The organism is Sedimentimonas flavescens, from assembly GCF_019264375.1.
In the GTDB taxonomy this organism is placed as follows: Bacteria; Pseudomonadota; Alphaproteobacteria; order Rhodobacterales; family Rhodobacteraceae; genus Rhodobacter; species Rhodobacter flavescens.
On the sequence record NZ_JAHVAI010000005.1, the window covers coordinates 195,044 to 211,107 of the forward strand.

Annotated in this window: 17 protein-coding genes; 7 read left to right on the forward strand and 10 right to left on the reverse strand. The window is 66.1% G+C overall.

Annotated features, from left to right (window positions below; translation table 11 throughout):
• The first annotated feature begins 64 nt into the window (after nucleotides 1-64).
• The 3 genes from KTQ37_RS07010 (at nucleotide 65) to tgt (ending at nucleotide 3,219) form a co-directional block, all read left to right on the forward strand.
• Nucleotides 65-1,552: a leucyl aminopeptidase gene (locus KTQ37_RS07010; RefSeq protein ID WP_218629782.1), complete on the forward strand. Its 1,488-nt coding sequence runs from the start codon at nucleotides 65-67 to the stop codon at nucleotides 1,550-1,552.
• Nucleotides 1,553-1,556: 4 nt separating this feature from the next.
• Nucleotides 1,557-2,009, forward strand: a complete 453-nt coding sequence (locus tag KTQ37_RS07015) for a DNA polymerase III subunit chi (RefSeq protein WP_218629783.1) — start codon at nucleotides 1,557-1,559, stop codon at nucleotides 2,007-2,009.
• 79 nt (nucleotides 2,010-2,088) lie between these two features.
• Nucleotides 2,089-3,219: a tRNA guanosine(34) transglycosylase Tgt gene (tgt, locus tag KTQ37_RS07020; RefSeq protein ID WP_218629784.1), complete on the forward strand. Its 1,131-nt coding sequence runs from the start codon at nucleotides 2,089-2,091 to the stop codon at nucleotides 3,217-3,219.
• 8 nt (nucleotides 3,220-3,227) lie between these two features.
• On the opposite strand, the gene KTQ37_RS07025 is transcribed toward tgt, so the two are convergent.
• Together KTQ37_RS07025 and KTQ37_RS07030 are read right to left on the reverse strand one after the other, a co-directional pair.
• Nucleotides 3,228-3,914, reverse strand: coding sequence for an AAA family ATPase (locus KTQ37_RS07025; protein WP_236021109.1), 687 nt, complete (start codon nucleotides 3,912-3,914; stop codon nucleotides 3,228-3,230).
• Nucleotides 3,914-4,534, reverse strand: a complete 621-nt coding sequence (locus tag KTQ37_RS07030) for a thiamine phosphate synthase (protein ID WP_218629785.1) — start codon at nucleotides 4,532-4,534, stop codon at nucleotides 3,914-3,916. Before KTQ37_RS07030 ends, KTQ37_RS07025 begins: the two co-directional genes overlap by 1 nt.
• Before the next feature lie 121 nt (nucleotides 4,535-4,655).
• On the opposite strand from KTQ37_RS07030, the gene KTQ37_RS07035 reads away from it, so the two are divergent.
• The 4 genes from KTQ37_RS07035 (at nucleotide 4,656) to KTQ37_RS07050 (ending at nucleotide 8,834) form a co-directional block, all read left to right on the forward strand.
• Nucleotides 4,656-5,387, forward strand: a complete 732-nt coding sequence (locus KTQ37_RS07035) for an RNA methyltransferase (protein ID WP_218629786.1) — start codon at nucleotides 4,656-4,658, stop codon at nucleotides 5,385-5,387.
• A 38-nt stretch (nucleotides 5,388-5,425) separates the two neighbouring features.
• Complete coding sequence (locus KTQ37_RS07040; protein WP_218629787.1) at nucleotides 5,426-6,136, forward strand: hypothetical protein; 711 nt, start codon at nucleotides 5,426-5,428, stop codon at nucleotides 6,134-6,136.
• A gap of 89 nt (nucleotides 6,137-6,225) precedes the next feature.
• On the forward strand, nucleotides 6,226-7,368 hold the full coding sequence (ctaA, locus tag KTQ37_RS07045; protein ID WP_218629788.1) for a heme A synthase: 1,143 nt from the start codon (nucleotides 6,226-6,228) through the stop codon (nucleotides 7,366-7,368).
• A complete protein-coding gene (locus KTQ37_RS07050; RefSeq protein WP_218629789.1) occupies nucleotides 7,365-8,834 on the forward strand; it encodes a carboxypeptidase M32 in 1,470 nt (489 codons plus the stop codon). The genes ctaA and KTQ37_RS07050 overlap by 4 nt, the downstream gene beginning before the upstream one ends.
• Here KTQ37_RS07050 and KTQ37_RS07055 read toward each other — a convergent pair.
• From KTQ37_RS07055 to KTQ37_RS07090, 8 genes are read right to left on the reverse strand one after another with little or no spacing between them, the layout of a single operon-like run.
• Nucleotides 8,822-10,198, reverse strand: coding sequence for a cytochrome P450 (locus KTQ37_RS07055; protein WP_218629790.1), 1,377 nt, complete (start codon nucleotides 10,196-10,198; stop codon nucleotides 8,822-8,824). The two genes, KTQ37_RS07050 and KTQ37_RS07055, sit on opposite strands and share 13 nt — an antisense overlap.
• The gene (locus tag KTQ37_RS07060; RefSeq protein ID WP_218629791.1) at nucleotides 10,195-11,397 is read right to left on the reverse strand and encodes an alpha/beta hydrolase family protein; all 1,203 of its coding nucleotides are present in this window, start codon (nucleotides 11,395-11,397) and stop codon (nucleotides 10,195-10,197) included. The genes KTQ37_RS07055 and KTQ37_RS07060 overlap by 4 nt, the downstream gene beginning before the upstream one ends.
• 52 nt (nucleotides 11,398-11,449) lie before the next feature.
• A complete protein-coding gene (locus tag KTQ37_RS07065) occupies nucleotides 11,450-12,136 on the reverse strand; it encodes a M48 family metallopeptidase (RefSeq protein WP_218629792.1) in 687 nt (228 codons plus the stop codon).
• 31 nt (nucleotides 12,137-12,167) lie between these two features.
• Entirely contained in the window at nucleotides 12,168-12,755 is a 588-nt protein-coding gene (locus KTQ37_RS07070) for a DedA family protein (protein WP_218629793.1), read from the reverse strand.
• The gene (locus KTQ37_RS07075) at nucleotides 12,752-13,111 is read right to left on the reverse strand and encodes a hypothetical protein (protein WP_218629794.1); all 360 of its coding nucleotides are present in this window, start codon (nucleotides 13,109-13,111) and stop codon (nucleotides 12,752-12,754) included. The genes KTQ37_RS07070 and KTQ37_RS07075 overlap by 4 nt, the downstream gene beginning before the upstream one ends.
• Entirely contained in the window at nucleotides 13,108-14,289 is a 1,182-nt protein-coding gene (locus KTQ37_RS07080) for a vWA domain-containing protein (RefSeq protein ID WP_218629795.1), read from the reverse strand. Before KTQ37_RS07080 ends, KTQ37_RS07075 begins: the two co-directional genes overlap by 4 nt.
• A 1-nt stretch (nucleotide 14,290) precedes the next feature.
• The gene (locus KTQ37_RS07085) at nucleotides 14,291-14,455 is read right to left on the reverse strand and encodes a hypothetical protein (protein WP_218629796.1); all 165 of its coding nucleotides are present in this window, start codon (nucleotides 14,453-14,455) and stop codon (nucleotides 14,291-14,293) included.
• A gap of 29 nt (nucleotides 14,456-14,484) precedes the next feature.
• Nucleotides 14,485-15,852 (reverse strand): DUF2927 domain-containing protein, encoded by a 1,368-nt coding sequence (locus KTQ37_RS07090; protein WP_236021110.1) that lies wholly within the window; start codon nucleotides 15,850-15,852, stop codon nucleotides 14,485-14,487.
• Nucleotides 15,853-16,064: the final 212 nt, after the last annotated feature.

Sequence of the window (16,064 nt, forward strand, 5' to 3'; positions counted from 1 at the left end):
GCACCGTAGGCTCGGCGCGGAAACCCGCCGGTGCAATCCGGCCGCAAGAACTCCGAGGACCGCCATGACCCATCCCGTCGCCATCCGCTTCGTCGAAACCGAGCTTGATGATCTTGCCGCGCGCGAGGGGCGCATCGCGGTGCTGATCACGCCCGAAGGCAAGCTGACGGCGGCGTCGCGGCGCCTCGACCGGCTGACGCGCGGGGCGGTGGCGCGGGCAGTGGGCTCGCCCGCCTGGGGCAAGCTCAAACCCGGCGAGGGCATGGTCATCGGCTGGCCCGGCGGGCTGGCCGCTGAGGCGCTCGTGCTGATCTCGCTGCCGCGCAAGGCCTCGCTGGCCGAGGCGCGCAAGGCGGGGGCCACCGTTGGCAAGGCGCTCGACGAAAAAGGCGCGCTGGTGATCGCTGAAAACCACCCTTCGGCCGCCGAGATCGCCTTTGGCCTCGCGCTCCGGGCCTATCGTTTCGACTACCTGAGCGAAGAGAAGAAACCCTTCGGCCCGGTGTCGATGATGGTCGCCCACCCCGAGGAGGTCGCCGCCAAGGCCGCCCCCCATGCCGCCCTGGCCGAGGGCGTGTTCTTCACCCGCGATCTGGTGAACGAACCCGCCAACATCCTGACCACCGACGATTTCGCCGCGCGTCTCGCGGCGATGCACGAGTTGGGGCTGGATGTGCAGATCCTTGAGGAAGACGAGCTGAAAGATCTGGGGATGCGCGCGCTTCTGGGCGTGGGGCAGGGCTCGGAAAGCCCCTCGAAGGTCGTGGTGATGCAGTGGAACGGGCTTTCGAAGCCCGCCAATGGCGACGCCGAGGAAGAACCGCCGCTGGCGCTCGTGGGCAAGGGGGTGTGCTTCGACACCGGCGGTATCTCGATCAAGCCCGCTGCGGGGATGGAAGAGATGACCATGGACATGGGCGGCGCAGCCGTGGTGGCGGGCGTGATGCGCACGCTTGCGCTGCGCAATGCGCCGGTGAACGTCGTGGGCCTTGTCGGGCTGGTCGAGAACATGCCCGATGGCAAGGCACAGCGCCCCGGCGATATCGTCAAGTCGATGAAGGGTGACACGATCGAGGTGATCAATACCGACGCCGAGGGGCGTCTCGTGCTGGCCGACGTGCTCTGGTATGCGCAGCAGAAGTTCCGCCCGCGCGCAGTGATCGATCTTGCAACCCTGACCGGGGCGATCATCGTGGCGCTTGGGCATGAAAATGCGGGTGTATTCGCCAATGACGACGGCTTCGCGCAGGATGTCGTGCAGGCCGCGCGGGCCGAGGGCGAGGGCGCCTGGCATATGCCGCTGCAACCCGCCTATGACAGCCTGATCAAGTCGCGTCTTGCCGATATCAAGAACACCGGAGGGCGTTGGGCGGGGGCGATCACCGCGGCGGCCTTCCTGAACAAATTCGTCAACTCCGAAACGCCCTGGTGCCATATCGACATCGCGGGCGTGGCCCTTCCGCCCGGCGAAACGGCGCTGTCGCCGAAGGGCGCCAGCGGCTGGGGCGTGATGACGCTCGACCGTCTGATCCGCGACAAGTTCGAGGCCTGATCGCGTGCCCGCGCTGTTCTATCATGTCACCCAATCCCCGGTGGAAGAGGTCGTCGCAAACCTTCTCCAGCGCGCCTTGGGGCAGGGCTGGCGGGTGGAGCTGCGCGGCACCGACGCGGCGCGTATGGACTGGTATGACCAGCGGCTCTGGCTCGGCGGCGACGAGGCCTTTTTGCCCCACGGTCTTGCGGGCGGGCCGCATGACGATCTGCAACCCGTCCTGCTGACCACCGCGCCCAAACCCGAGGGGATGCAGGCGATTATGGCGCTCGATGGTGCCGAGGTCAGTCTGGACGAGATCGCGCAGAAGGAACGCGTCTGGATCCTGTTCGACGGCCGCGATCAGCAAGCGCTGGAGCGGGCCCGCGCGCAATGGCGCGACCTGACCGGCGCCGGGGCCAGTGCGCAATACTGGAGCGAGGAAGGCGGCCGGTGGGAGAAGAAGGCCGAGAAGTGACCGGCGCATCCGCCAATCGGTTCTTCCCATCCGCCCCCATACGCGCTACATGCCCGCCCTGATCCAGGGGAGCACCCTCATGACCCAGAAATTCGGCTTCACGCTTCACGCCACCGACGGCAAGGCTCGCACTGGGGTGATCCACACCCCGCGTGGCGAAATCCGCACGCCCGCCTTCATGCCAGTGGGCACCGCCGCGACCGTCAAGGCGATGATGCCCGAAAGCGTGGCCGCGACCGGCGCGGACATCCTTCTGGGCAACACCTACCACCTGATGCTGCGCCCCACGGCCGAACGGATCGACCGCCTCGGCGGGCTGCACAAGTTCATGAACTGGCAAAAGCCGATCCTGACCGACTCGGGCGGGTTCCAGGTCATGAGCCTTGCGAGCCTGCGCAAGTTGACCGAGGAGGGGGTGCGCTTCGCCTCGCATATCGACGGCTCAAAGCACATGCTGACGCCCGAACGCTCTATGGAGATCCAGAAGCTGCTCGGCTCGGATATCGTGATGGCCTTTGACGAATGCCCGGCGCTGCCCGCGACCGATGAGGAGGTCGCGAAATCCATGCGCCTGTCGATGCGGTGGGCGCAGCGGTCACGCGATGCGTTTGGCGACCGGCCGGGCCACGCGCTTTTCGGCATCATGCAGGGCGGCGTCACGCGCGATCTGCGCGAGGAAAGCGCCGAGGCGCTGAAGAAGATCGGCTTCGAGGGCTATGCTGTCGGCGGCCTCGCCGTCGGCGAAGGGCAAGAGGCGATGTTCGGCGTGCTCGATTACGCGCCGGGTTTCCTGCCCGAGGACAAGCCGCGCTATCTGATGGGCGTGGGCAAGCCCGACGATATCGTCGGCGCGGTCGAGCGCGGCATCGACATGATGGATTGCGTGCTGCCCTCACGCTCGGGGCGCACGGGCCAGGCCTGGACCCGCCGCGGGCAGGTCAATATCAAGAACGCCCGCCACATGGACGACCCGCGCCCGCTGGACGAGCATTGCACCTGCCCGGCCTGCCGCAACTACTCGCGCGCATACCTGCACCACGTCTTCAAGGCGAGCGAGATGATCTCGGGGATGCTGCTGACCTGGCACAACCTGCATTACTATCAAGAGCTTATGCAGGGTCTGCGCGACGCGATCGCGGGGCAGCGGCTGGCCGCCTTCGTGGCCGAGTTTCATGCGCAGCGCGCCGAGGGCGATATCGAGCCGCTCTGAGCCTTTGCTCAGGCGCCGAATACCACGAAATCGGCCGCGCGGTTTTCCCTGCGGATCAGGCGGCCGTTGGGCAGATCGTTTTCGTCGATCTTGCGGCGGGCCTCCTCGGCCGGCAGATCCTGCCAGCGGCGGGCAAGGCGGGCGCGCAGTTCGTCCTCGGGCACCTCAAGCCGGATCGACAGGTCGTAAAGCGGGACGAGGTCGCGCCATTCAGGCCGCGTCAAAAGCAGGTAGTTGCCCTCGATCAACACATAACGCGTCGCGGCGGGAACAATGGCGCCGTGCGGGTCGGGCTCGTCAACCTCGCGGTCGAAGGTCGGCACCGTCACATCGGCGCGGGCCGCGCGCAAGGTCGTCAATAGGTCGTTCAGCCCGGCCACATTGAATGTATCGGGCGCGCCTTTGTGGGCCAGCAGGCCAAGCTCGTCGAGTTCGGCATTGCTGCGGTGAAAGCCGTCCATGCCGACCACGGCGGCCGAGCCGGGCGTATGCGCGTTCAGCTGCGCGGCCAGTTCCTCGGCCAGATGCGATTTGCCAGACCCCGGAGCGCCCACGATCGCGATCAGGTTTCGCGCGCCGTCCAACTGGCGGATATGGGCGGCCAAATCGGCGCGGTCCACACGCAACTCGCTGTCCATGAAGGCGCCCACATCGCCCATTGGGCCGTTGGAATCGCCCAGCCAGAACTCGGCCATCAGCCCATCGCCGCGATCAGGCGGCCAAGGGCGGCGGCCGGATCGTCTTGCGACCAGATCTCTTCGCCGACACCGAAAAAGTCGGTGACGGGCGCAAGCTCGCGCACGAGGTCGAGCGTCAGCGCGCCCTCGGCGACGACCGGCACTTCGATCATCTCGGACCACCAGGCGAACAGATCGCGCTCGGCGCGCTCTCCGCTGCCAAGACCGGTTTCGCCCACGGGGCCAAAGCTGACGTAATCGGCACCGGCTTCGCCCGCGTTCATGCCGTCATGGCGCGAGGTGCCGCAGAAGGCGCCCACGATGGCATCCTGCCCAAGCGCCTTGCGCGCCGCGCGAACCGAGCGCGCGCCATCTGTCAGGTGCACACCGTCAAGGCCGTGGCGCTCGACCAGCTGGATGTGGTTCTCGATCACCAGCGCCACGTCATGCTCATGCGCCACCAGACGCACGGCATCCGCCGCGCGCATCACCGCGTCTTCGTCGCGCGTGGCCAGGGCCAGGCGGATACAGGCCACCTCATGCGCGCCCAGAACACTGCCAAGCAGGTTGGGGAACACGTCCAGATCGAAGCTCGGGGGCGTGACGAGGTAAAGCTGCGGGCGGTCCTGATCGGGCATCGGGCATCCTTGCGTTTCGGGGCCCGGCTGCCCGGGCAATGGTTGGATGCGTCATAGCGCATGGGGCGCAGCCTTGCCAGAGGGGCCGTGCACGCGTATGGGGGCGGGGAAAGGACCAGCCATGACAGAAACCCCCGTTTTCATCCTCGTTCGGCCCCAGATGGGCGAGAATATCGGCGCTGCCGCGCGCGCGATGCTGAACTTCGGCCTGACGCGGATGCGGCTGGTGGCACCGCGCGATGGCTGGCCTAACCCCAAGGCGGTGGCCATGGCCTCGGGCGCGGCGGGCGAGGTGCTGGAATATGCGGGTGTCTTTCCGAGCGTTCCTGACGCGATCAGCGATTGCGACTTTGTCTTTGCCACGACCGCGCGCGGGCGCGAGCTGACGAAGCCGATCTACACCCCCGAAACCGCGATGGACGAGGCGCGCAAGCGCATCGCCGCCGGGCAGAAGGTTGGGGTGCTGTTCGGCCCCGAGCGGACCGGGCTTGAGAATGACGATGTCAGCCGGGCAAACGCGATCATCGCCGTTCCGGTTAACCCGGCGTTCCCCTCGCTCAACCTTGCGCAGGCAGTGCTGCTGACGGGCTACGAGTTCATGCGACAAGAGGTCGGGGCCGTCCCGGTCGATCCCGGCCTTGCCGGCGCGGATGTCGCGAGCCGGATCGAGATCGAGAAACTCGGCGATCACTTCGAGGAACGCCTTGAAGAGGTTGGTTTCTTCTTCCCGCCTGCGAAGGCGCCGAACATGAAACTCAACCTGCGCAACCTGTGGTCGCGGATGCCCTTTACCCGTGCCGATGTGCAGACGCTGCACGGGATGCTGCGGCAAATCACCCGCCAGCGCCGCTGAGACTTGCCCGGCCCGCGCGTCCTGACCAGAGTGGGCAAATGATGCGGCCTTTGCGGACAGTCCTGATCGCCTTGCTGAGCGGCGCGGCCCTCGGGCTGCTGGCGCTTATGTGGTTTTTCCCCGTGCTGCGCGGCGCGGCCTGCCCACCCTGCGCGGGGCTTGAGCGCGCAGAGGCGGGCCTTTGGGTCGAGGCGGACATGCCCGAACATGCGCGCGCGGCGCTGGCCGCGCAGATCCGGGCCGCGCGCGGGCGGGTCGCGACCTATTACGGTGCACCGCGGGCGCGGCTGATCGTTCTGGCTTGTATGAGCGAAGCTTGCGACCGGCGCCTTGGCGGGCGCGGGGCTGCGGCGGTGACCTACTCGCTCGGCGCGCGCTCGGTCGTGCGTATCGCGCCAAGCGGGCTGTCGCCGGTCGTGCTGACCCATGAATTCGCCCATACCGAGACCCACGCGCGCCTCGGTATCTTCGCGCAGATCACCGGGCGCATGGCGACCTGGTTCGATGAGGGCCTCTCGGTTCTGATCTCGAACGATCCGCAGTATCTGCACCCCGGTTTCGGGCGGGGCCGCTGCCTTGTTCCTCCAACCGCCGATCTGCCAAGAACCCCACGTTCATGGGCGCGTCAGGCGGCCCGCGACCCGACGCTTTATGCGCAGGCCGCTTGCGCCGTTCTGCTGTGGGCCGAAGCGAATGGCGGGCTTGCGCAGATCCGCTCCGAACTGGCGGCGGGGCGGCGGCTTCCCTGAGGCCGCAAAGCCTGCTTCGGGCGGCCCGCTCCCTCTTGCTCCTGCCCCGGCAGCGGCCTAGGTTCGGCCTGAGCCAGAGGGAGGCACGGATGAGCCAGAAGCGCAGCATTTTCGAAGAGGTGGGGCAGGCCGGTGCCGCGCCCGCGCCACGCGGCGGCATGATCGACCAGCGTCCCAAGGGCGCGCGCGCGGCGATCCGGCTGTGGCTCTTCGTGCTGTTTGCGCTGGTGGTGGTGATGATCGGCGTTGGTGGGGCCACGCGGTTGTCGGATGCCGGGCTGTCGATCACCGAATGGAAGCCCGTGACCGGCGCCATGCCGCCGATGTCCGAGGCTGACTGGCAGGCGGAATTCCAAAAATATCAGCAGATTCCGCAATTTACCCTGCAGAACCCGAATATGACCCTGCCCGAGTTCAAGGGTATCTACTGGTGGGAATGGGGCCATCGTCAGCTTGGTCGCGTGATCGGACTGGTCTGGGCGGTGGGCTTCCTTGGCTTCTGGGTGACCAAACGCATCCCCAAGGGATGGGCACCGCGCCTGCTGGGGCTTGGACTACTGGGCGGGCTGCAAGGTGCGATCGGCTGGTGGATGGTGGCCTCGGGGCTAGAGGGCAAGATGACCTCGGTCGCCTCCTACCGCCTTGCGGTCCATCTGGGGCTTGCCTTCGCCATCCTTGGGCTGATCGCCTCTTACGCCTTCACGCTTGCGCGCAGCGAGTCCGACCTGATGCAATCGCGCCGCGTGGGCGAGCCGGCGCTGGCCGGTCTTGCCACCGGGGTGCGGCATCTTGCCTTCGTTCAGATCCTTCTGGGGGCGCTGACCGCCGGGATCGACGCCGGGCGTGGCTATATCGACTGGCCGCTGATGGGGGGAGAGTTCTTCCCGTCCGAGGCGTTCGCCTATACGCCGCTCTGGACGAATTTCTTTGAAAATCCGGCCCTTGTGCAGTTCATTCACCGCATGGTGGGTTATTTGCTGCTGGCCTTCGGGCTGTTCGTGGCATTTCGCGGGCGCCGCTCGGCTCATGCCGTCACGCAAACCGCCTTCGCCTGGGTCGGCGCGATGCTGCTGTTGCAAGTTGCGCTTGGCATCGTCACGGTGATGCATGCAGCGCCGATGGGGCTGGGGCTGGCGCATCAATTGGGTGCGGTCGTCCTGTGGGTGCTGACCATCCGTGCCCAACACCTTGCCCGCACGCCTGTCGTGCAATCAATCCGGGGGTCGAAATGACAGCTTTTCAGGAACTCATCGCCTATCAACGCGAGACCGAGGCGCTGTCGCATATCTCGGAGCGTCTTGGCTGGGACCAGGAAACCATGATGCCGCGCGGCTCTGTCGAACAGCGCGCCGAAGAAATGGCCGCGCTTGAATCGGTTCTGCATGCGCGCCGCACCAATCCGCGGATCGAGGTATGGCTGACCCGTGCCGAGGCGAAAACCCCCGAAGAGGCGCGCTTCATCGACCTTGTGGCGCGCAGCTACAACCGCGAGACCCGCATCCCCGCGCGACTGGCCAGCGAGCTTGCGCGCCTGACCTCGCTCAGCCAGGGGATCTGGGCCGAGGCCCGCGCCGCCGAAGACCCCTCGGCCTTCCTACCCACGCTCGAAGAGGTCGTGCGCCTCAAGCGCGAGCAAGCCGCCTGCCTTTCCGAAGGCGACCTCTACGACGCGCTGGTCGATGATTACGAGCCGGGCGTGACGCATGGCGAGCTTGGCGAGATGTTCGACCGGATGCGTCCGCGTCTGGTGGCCCTGCGCGAAAAGGTGCTTGGCGCCGATCGCAAGGTGGCCAAGCTTGACCACGTCTTCCCCGAGGCTACACAACTGCGCCTTGCGCGCACGGCGGCGGCGGCTTTTGGTTATGACTGGACGCGCGGGCGCCTTGATATGGCGGTGCATCCGTTCTGCTCCGGCTCGGGCAACGATGTGCGTATCACCACCCGCGTCGTCGAGAGCGACCCGTTCAACTGCATCTACTCGACCATCCACGAAACCGGCCATGCGTGCTACGAGCAGGGCATCGACCGGCAGCACCTGTTCTCGCCGCTCGGGCGGGGGGTGTCGATGGGGGTTCACGAAAGCCAGAGCCGGATTTACGAGAACCAACTGGGCCGCTCTGCCGCGTTCGCGGGTTGGCTGTATACCCGTATGGTCGATGCCTTCGGCGATTTCGGCGTCGATAGCCCCGACGCGTTCTACGCCTGCGTGAACCGGGTCAATCCGGGTTACATCCGCACCGAGGCGGATGAGCTGCACTACAACCTGCACATCATGATGCGCTTCGATCTGGAGCGTGAACTGATCGCCGGAAATCTTGAGGTCGCGGATCTCGAAGAGGCCTGGAATGCCCGGTTCGAGGCCGATTTCGGCGTCAAGGTGGACCGGCCCTCGCACGGGTTCTTGCAGGATGTGCATTGGTCGGTGGGCCTGTTTGGCTATTTCCCGACCTATAGCCTTGGCAATGTCTATGCGGGCTGCCTCAACAAGGCGATGCGCAGCGCGGTTCAGGGGATCGACGCGGCGCTGGCCGAAGGCTCGGCCAAGCCCGCCACCGACTGGCTGCGCGACAATCTGCAGTGCTTCGGCGGCCTGCGCCCGCCGCGCGAGACGATCGAGCACGCCTGCGGCTTCACCCCAAGCGAAGAGCCGCTGCTGGACTACCTCGAAGAGAAGTTCGGCGCGATCTACGGCCTCTGAGAGCGGCGCGGCGTCAGCCGCAGCCAGATCCCGTCCTTGCCGCGCACCGTAAGCTGCGCGACGGGGACGGGGGTGCGTCCCGCGACCGGCTCCAGCACGAAATCCCGCGCGATCATCGACAGTAGCAGCGGCCCCTCGGCCATGGCAAAGCCCGCGCCCGGGCAGACGCGCGGGCCAGTGGAAAACGGCAGATAGGCGCAGCGTGCGGCGGTTCGGGCGTTCTCAGTCTCCCACCGGGCGGGGTCGAAGGCGTCGGGCGCGTCCCAGATGCGTTCATGACGGTGCAGGTGCCAGGGGCTGAGCACGATCTGGTCGCCGGGGCGGATGGGGCGTTCGCGGAAGGTCTCGGGGCAGGTGGCCTCACGCACGAGCATCGGCACGGGCGGGTAGAGGCGCAGCGCCTCGCGAAACACCGCTCGGCTCAGGCGTAGCGCGCCAAGGACGGCGAAGTCGCCCGGCGCGGTGTCGAGCGCGAGTGCTTCCTCGGCGACGCGCTCCTGCCATTCCGGGTAAAGCGCCAGCAAGTAAAGCGCCCAGGCCAGCGCGGAGGCCGAGGTCTCATGCCCCGCCAGGAAGAAAATCGCGACCTGATCGACCATCTCATCGGTGTCGAAGCCGCGCCCGGTCTCGGGGTCGGGCGTTGTCATGATCTTGGTGGCCAGATCGTCAGGAGCGTTGCCTCTTGCGATCTGCTGCGCGCGTTCGGCGGTCAGGTGGGTGATGAGGCGGCGAATGTGCTGCGCGGTGGCCTTGGTCTTGTGCGCGTGAAAGCGCGGAAACCAGCGCGGCAGCGGTAGAAATGCCCCGAGGTTCAGCACCGGCGCGGTGCGCTGATGCGCGCGGAAGGCGTGAAAGACCGCCGCGGCGGTTTCATCCTCGATCGGGATCGAGAACAGAGTGCGAAAGATCACATCTGCCGCGACGTGTGATGTTTCCTCTTCAATATCAATCGCCTGCTTGTCGATCTTAAGGTGCAGTCGCGCGACGCTAGCCCCACCTGCTTGCCACATCGCGGGGAAGCTGTCGCGCAGCTTGCCGCCCTCGAAGGCCGGGTCGATGATGCGGCGCTGGCGCGCCCATGTCTCGCCATTGGTCAGAAAGACGCTGTTGCCCAGAAGCGGGCGCAGCCCCTCACGGATCCGGTTCGACTTGGGGAAGTCCTGCGGGCGGTCCTTGAGGACGCGGGAGACAAGCTCGGGGTCGTTGCACAGGTAGGAGCGGAAGAAGAGGGTGCGGAACTCGGCCATCCATGCGCGGTAAAGGCGCGCGGGCTGTGCCGAGAGGATGTCTTGCCGAAACAGCCGCAGGTAGCGCCAGAGCGAGACGCGATCGGGGCGGGCGGCGGGTTTGGGCGGCAGGGTCATGCGAGGGAGGTGTGGCGATTGACGGGATGCTCGATCCGGCTTTTCGAAGGCGCGCGGCCGGCGAAGCGATCCCCGAGGGTTTCGGGGCCTGCGGTGATACGGAAATAGTCGTAGTCGCGCGGCTGCTCAAAAGCGCAAAGATATTGGAAATGCAGCCGGAAAAAGCGCCAGCGCAGGCGGGCCCATGTCTCGGGCGCAAGCGTCTGCGTGAAGGCCGCCGAAAGGATCAGCGGCCAGCGCTGATCTTCGGGCGCGACCCCCGATACCTTGACCGGATCGCAGAGCGCAAAGGCGCAGCCATCGCCGGGCGCGGTGACGTCGACCCAGGCGATATCCTTGTGTGCTGACAGAAAGGCTAGGTCGCGCCTCAGACGCTGCGCATCGGGCAGGAAGGAAATCATCGGCACGACCTGCCCAAGTGTCAGCAGCGACAGGCCGGGGGCCTTACCGTCCGCGCGCAGAAGGTCGGACAGGATCGATACGGCCAGATGCGCGCCCGAGCTGTGGCCGACCACAAGCACCTCGTCCCAATCCTCAAGCAGGGCGCGGGCGATGGTGTCGCGGAATAGCGCCATCCGGGCCTCAAGCTCGGGCGGGTAGGCCCCGCGCCAACGCGCCGAGAAGGCGAAGTCATGCATCAGGTAATAGGCGAAGACATGGCGATCCATCGCGCGGAACCAGCGCAGGAGAAGCGCCGCAGTCGCTAGGCCAACGAGAGCGGCAGGGATTGTCCCGAGCAGGTCGTGCGCCAGAAACGCCGCACCCCAGCCAAGCGCCATGGCGATCATGGCCTGCAACAGCAGGGCCGCCACCGGATAAAGCGCTGCGATGATCGGCCCCTTGCGCAGCCGCATCAGGCGAAACAGCGCGCCGCTCGTGGTGTAGATCCAAGCGGTGCGCAGCAACTGCCCGTAGGTTGCCGGGATCGAGGCACCCATCGAGCCACGCACGATATCGGACCACAGCAGCACCTCGAACTCGGTCTCGACCGTGTTGCCGTCTTGCGTCGATTGCACCTGCCAGCCATGCGATCCGCCCTCGCGCGCGGGGGAAAGCGCGATCTGGTAGCCCGAGATCGCGGCCTGCCGGGCGCTTTCGCTGCGGTACAGCTCGCGGTAGCGGCGCGGGGGAAAGGGGTCGTAGCCGGGGATGTAGAACACCCGGCGCCGGCGCACGCGTTTGGGGGCGGTTTCACTCATGACGGCCTCGTTTCGCGGGACCGTAGCGGAAGCGCGCGGCGAAGGTAAGCCGTTACGCGGCACCCCACCGCTGCGCATTGGCCTTGATCGCCGCGACGCGTCGGGGGGTCTTGGGGTGGGTCAGCAGCCAGGCGGGGACGCCCTCTCCGGGGTTCTTGGTCAGTGCGTCGAGCTTCTCGAACAGCGAGATCTGCGGCTCGACCCCGATCCCGGCCTTGATCAGCAGGGCCGAGGCGAACTCGTCCGCCTCGAATTCATCGCGCTGGCTAAGGCGCGCGGCTAGCGCTGTCGTCAGCACATTGGCAATCCAGATGCCGATGAAGGGCAGCAAGCGGCCAAGCAGCGTCATCAGCAAGATGCGCAGGGCGTTCTGGCCGGAAAAGTCGATCATTCGCCGCCGCGAATGGCCGCGGGCGACGTGACCCAACTCATGCGCCACGACCGAGCCGATCTCTTCGGGGGTCACCTCGCCTGCGCGGTATTTCTCCATGAAGCCTTCGGTCAGGAAGATCCGCCCGTCGGGCGCGGCAAGCCCGTTCACAGGGGCGATCTGAAAGACGTGGACGGGCAGGTCGGGCACACCAAGCGCCTCGGCCAGCCGGTCGAGCACCGGCTGCAGCCGCGTGTCGCGCAGGCGGCGTGAGTTTTGATCCAGCTGGCGCTTGAGCGACCAAGCCGAGAAGTGCCACAGCGCAAGGCCGTAGGCGATCAGCAGGATGAAGGGAAGAAAGCGGAGCATGGGCAGAATATGGGGCGCGGGGGCGATGCGGTCAACGATGCCGCCAGAGCCACCAGCCAAGCGCCACGGCCAGCGCGCCCGCCGCGAGGAAGCCAAGCGCGTTCGCCGCCAGATCCGCCGCCGCATCCAGATTGGCGCCGAAGACGATCCCAAGCCCCACGTAAAGCGTGACCCAGACGGCCTCGCCCAGGGCGCCAGCAAGGCTGAAGCGGGGATGGGCATAACCCGAGGCCCCGGCTGCCAAATTGACCCAAGGGCCGAGCGCCGAGAACATCCAGCGCGAGAGGAAAACCGCAATGGCACCTTTCTTCTCAAGCTGGTTGAGCGCGCTCGCTACAAGCTTGCCGCGCTTAGTCTCGGGGCTTGGCAGCACCCTCTGCGCGCGCCGCCCGACCCAGAAGCCAGCCTGATCGCCGACGACCGCCCCAACGTAGGCCGCCCCCGCCACGCTAGCCAGTTGCAGATCGCCCGAGGCAACGAAGGCGCCCGAGGTGATCATCATCAGCGAAGACGGAACCGGGATCGCAAGGCAGCTGAGGAAGGTTGTGATGCCAAGCAGCCAAGGCCCATAGACCGGAAGCTGCGCCATCAGCCAGTCGGTGACGCCCACACCTGTCATCGATCCGGCGTCGCCAGTTGGGGCAGGGCCGTGTCGAGCTTTTCAATCAGCTCCGCAACGGGCACGTTCAGCACTTCGGCGATATGCTCCAAGGTGGGCGGACCCGATCCGACAAGCTCGGGGCCATTGCTGATGCCGATGACGGCGTCGACCTGCTCGACATGCAGATGCCAGCTCCGGGCGATGTAGCGAGGTGTCATCCAGGCTTCGGGGTGCTGCTGGCGATGCTCCGGGTCGGCCCAGTAGATCGCACGCGCCACCATCCGGCCACCGAAGAACAGCGTCAGCCCGACCGCGAGCGCGAAAACGATCACAACAAGGCGTTGTTCGTGCCAGAGGCGGCGCAGGCGCCTCATCCCAGCACCTTCATCGCCCGGGTGATCCCCTCAAGGGTCAGCGGATACATGCGGTTTTCGAAGATCTCTCGGATGAGGCCGATTGATTGCGTGTAATTCCACAACCGCTCCGGCTCGGGGTTGAGCCAGACATTGTCGGGCCATTGCTCGCGCGCACGGGTCAGCCACAGATGCCCTGCCTCCTGGTTCCAGTGCTCGTTGGCGCCGCCTGCGTGGGTGATCTCATAGGGGCTCATCGAGGCATCGCCCACGAAGATGCATTTGTAGTCAGGGCCATAGCGATGCAGCACGTCCCAGGTGGGCGTAACCTCATCCCAACGGCGGCGGTTGGATTTCCAGACGCCCTCGTAGAGGCAATTGTGGAAATACCAGTATTCGAGGTGCTTGAACTCGGCCTTGGTGGCCGAAAACAGCTCTTCGACCAGCTTCACATGGGCATCCATCGAGCCGCCGACATCGAGAAACAGCACCACCTTGACGGCATTGTGCCGCTCGGGGCGGGTTTTGACGTCGATGTAACCTGCCTCGGCCGAGGCGCGGATCGTGCCGGGCAGGTCGAGTTCCTCCGCCGCGCCGTGGCGCGCCCATTGGCGCAGCCGCTTGAGCGCGACCTTGATGTTGCGGGTGCCAAGCTCGATGTTGTCGTCGAAATCGCGGAACTCTCTTTTGTCCCAGACCTTTACGGCGCGTTTGTGACGTGACTCGTGCTGCCCGATGCGGATGCCTTCGGGGTTGTAGCCATAGGCACCGAAGGGCGAGGTTCCGGCCGTGCCGATCCACTTGTTGCCGCCCTGATGGCGGCCCTTCTGCTCTTCGAGGCGCTGCTTGAGCGTCTCCATCAACTTGTCGAACCCACCAAGCGCCTCGATCTGCGCTTTTTCTTCCTCGGTCATGTGGCGTTCGGCCAGCTTGCGCAGCCAGTCTTCGGGCAGATCGACGGCATTCAGGACGTCATCTGAGCTTATGGCTTCAAGGCCCTGGAATGACTCGGAAAATGCGCGGTCGAAGCGGTCTAGGTAGCGCTCGTCCTTGACCAGCGCGGCGCGGGCGAAATAGTAGAACTCATCGACGTCATAGGTGCAAAGACCGGCTGCCAACCCTTCGAGAAAGCTGAGATATTCGCGCAGGGAGACCGGCACCCCCGCGCGTCTGAGTGTATCGAAAAACGGCAGGAACATCTCAGATCGCCCGGTCGATCAGGATTGTGACAATAACGCCCAGAGCGCCAAGTGCAATCGCGTGGACGGCAGCATATTGCGCCTTGTCGAACCCGTTTCCGCCCGCGCGGGCCGCCTTGCGGTAGCCCCAGATCGCGCCGATCAGAACCGCTGCGATAACAATCATTCCGCCTCCTAGCGGGCGCCAAGCGCCGCTCAATTCACCTGCGCGCCGGCCTTGGCCAGTAGCGCGATTTCGGTCGCCCGGGCACGCGCCGCAGCATCCGAACCAAAGCCATAGCGCGCCCAGTTGGCCGAGTCGAGCCGCGCCTGCCGCGACGCCTCGGGTTGTCCAAGTCGCGCAAGTGCCTCGGCCCGGATCAGCTGGATGGTGGCGATCAGTGCGCCATTCTGCGCAGCCTGAACCGCCGGAAGGGAACGATCGGCGAGCGTCAGCGCCTGCTCCGCGCGCCCGGTGCCAAGCGCCACGGCGGCAAGCTGCACATCGACATGGGCGATATGGATCGCGGTGCCCGGAATTCCGGCGTAGATCGTGCGGGCGTTCGACAGCGCCTGCACCGCCCCCTGCGGATCATCGCGCATCGCGAGGCGCCCAAGCGCGAACCAGGCGAAGGCCGCGCGCGTGTCGTGCCAGCCCTCGGCCCGGGCGATGCGGAGCGCCTCCTGTGCCGAACCGAGGCGCCGCGAGGGGTTCGACTGAGCACCCAGTGCAGCCTCGATGGCGCTGATATAGGCGCGTGGGGTAGGGCTTGAGTAAGTCTCGAACACCGGCCCGCCGCCGGGGTTGATGCGGGCCAGAACCGTGGGAAGTTGCGCGGCCACCGCGCCTTCGGTCATACCGGAGCGCAGTTCGGGGGCGTTGTAGGCGCGCAGGATCAGCATATCAAAGCGCGTCAGAACAGTGTGGAAGTTGTCGTCATTCCACACCGAATAGGGCAGCCGATAGAGATCGTTCAGCGGGCCGAGGGCCTGGCTGAGTTCTTCATGCAGGCAATCGCGGATCTCTTGCTGCGGCGCGCCGGCGGGGATGAACACGCTGGCGAGGCGCCGCGTCGTAACCTGAGTCCAGTCGGTGCTTCCGCCGCGCCGGTTGCGGCGGAAATCGTCCCAGCCATCGACATTGGGCGCGACGAAACAGGCCGCGTTCGGGACGCTCGATTGCAGCTGGCGCTCCGAGACGAAGGCCACCGTGATGCGGTTGGCCTGACCGGGTGCGGTGGTCACGCTCAGCCCGGCTTCGTTGCGCAGTCGTGCGATCAGACGCTCCAACTCTTCGCGCGCGCCAGAGGGGGCGCCGGGGGCGAGGGTGATCGACACGGGTCCCTCGAAGCGGCTGAAATAGGTCAGATCGCGGCCGGTTTCGAGCGCGAAGGTCAGGTCAAGGAAATCGCGCGCCAGTTGGGCATTGGAAGGCATCGCCGCGCGTGGCGCAGCGGGCGCGGCCATCAGATCCGCTCCGATCTCGGGGATGACATGGCGCGGCTGACTGGCGCGGGTTGAGGGCTGCCTATCGCCCTGCGGCACGCAGGCGGCAAGCGTGATCGCAATTGCTGCGAGCTGCAAGAACCTTGGGAAGCTGCGCTGGATCACTGAACTGCCATGCGATTCAATCCCGCCCGGATCTGAGTTTCGGTTTAATTGCGACCCGTAACGCGCTGATAAATATTGATTGGTGGCGTAATGGGTTGTCTTTGCCCCGATCCTCCCACCATCGTAATGCCATCGTCAAGCCTGACACATCGGATCGGTGCGCACAAAAGCACGACGCCCCGAGG

Bases quoted from the DNA above. Each gene is read 5' to 3' on its own strand.
- KTQ37_RS07010 (WP_218629782.1), top strand. From the start codon at position 65: ATGACCCATCCCGTCGCCATCCGCTTCGTCGAAACCGAGCTTGATGAT.
- tgt (WP_218629784.1), top strand. From the start codon at position 2,089: ATGACCCAGAAATTCGGCTTCACGCTTCACGCCACCGACGGCAAGGCT.
- KTQ37_RS07025 (WP_236021109.1), bottom strand. From the start codon at position 3,914: ATGGCCGAGTTCTGGCTGGGCGATTCCAACGGCCCAATGGGCGATGTG.
- KTQ37_RS07030 (WP_218629785.1), bottom strand. From the start codon at position 4,534: ATGCCCGATCAGGACCGCCCGCAGCTTTACCTCGTCACGCCCCCGAGC.
- KTQ37_RS07035 (WP_218629786.1), top strand. From the start codon at position 4,656: ATGACAGAAACCCCCGTTTTCATCCTCGTTCGGCCCCAGATGGGCGAG.
- KTQ37_RS07040 (WP_218629787.1), top strand. From the start codon at position 5,426: ATGATGCGGCCTTTGCGGACAGTCCTGATCGCCTTGCTGAGCGGCGCG.
- ctaA (WP_218629788.1), top strand. From the start codon at position 6,226: ATGAGCCAGAAGCGCAGCATTTTCGAAGAGGTGGGGCAGGCCGGTGCC.
- KTQ37_RS07050 (WP_218629789.1), top strand. From the start codon at position 7,365: ATGACAGCTTTTCAGGAACTCATCGCCTATCAACGCGAGACCGAGGCG.
- KTQ37_RS07055 (WP_218629790.1), bottom strand. From the start codon at position 10,198: ATGACCCTGCCGCCCAAACCCGCCGCCCGCCCCGATCGCGTCTCGCTC.
- KTQ37_RS07060 (WP_218629791.1), bottom strand. From the start codon at position 11,397: ATGAGTGAAACCGCCCCCAAACGCGTGCGCCGGCGCCGGGTGTTCTAC.
- KTQ37_RS07065 (WP_218629792.1), bottom strand. From the start codon at position 12,136: ATGCTCCGCTTTCTTCCCTTCATCCTGCTGATCGCCTACGGCCTTGCG.
- KTQ37_RS07070 (WP_218629793.1), bottom strand. From the start codon at position 12,755: ATGACAGGTGTGGGCGTCACCGACTGGCTGATGGCGCAGCTTCCGGTC.
- KTQ37_RS07075 (WP_218629794.1), bottom strand. From the start codon at position 13,111: ATGAGGCGCCTGCGCCGCCTCTGGCACGAACAACGCCTTGTTGTGATC.
- KTQ37_RS07080 (WP_218629795.1), bottom strand. From the start codon at position 14,289: ATGTTCCTGCCGTTTTTCGATACACTCAGACGCGCGGGGGTGCCGGTC.
- KTQ37_RS07085 (WP_218629796.1), bottom strand. From the start codon at position 14,455: ATGATTGTTATCGCAGCGGTTCTGATCGGCGCGATCTGGGGCTACCGC.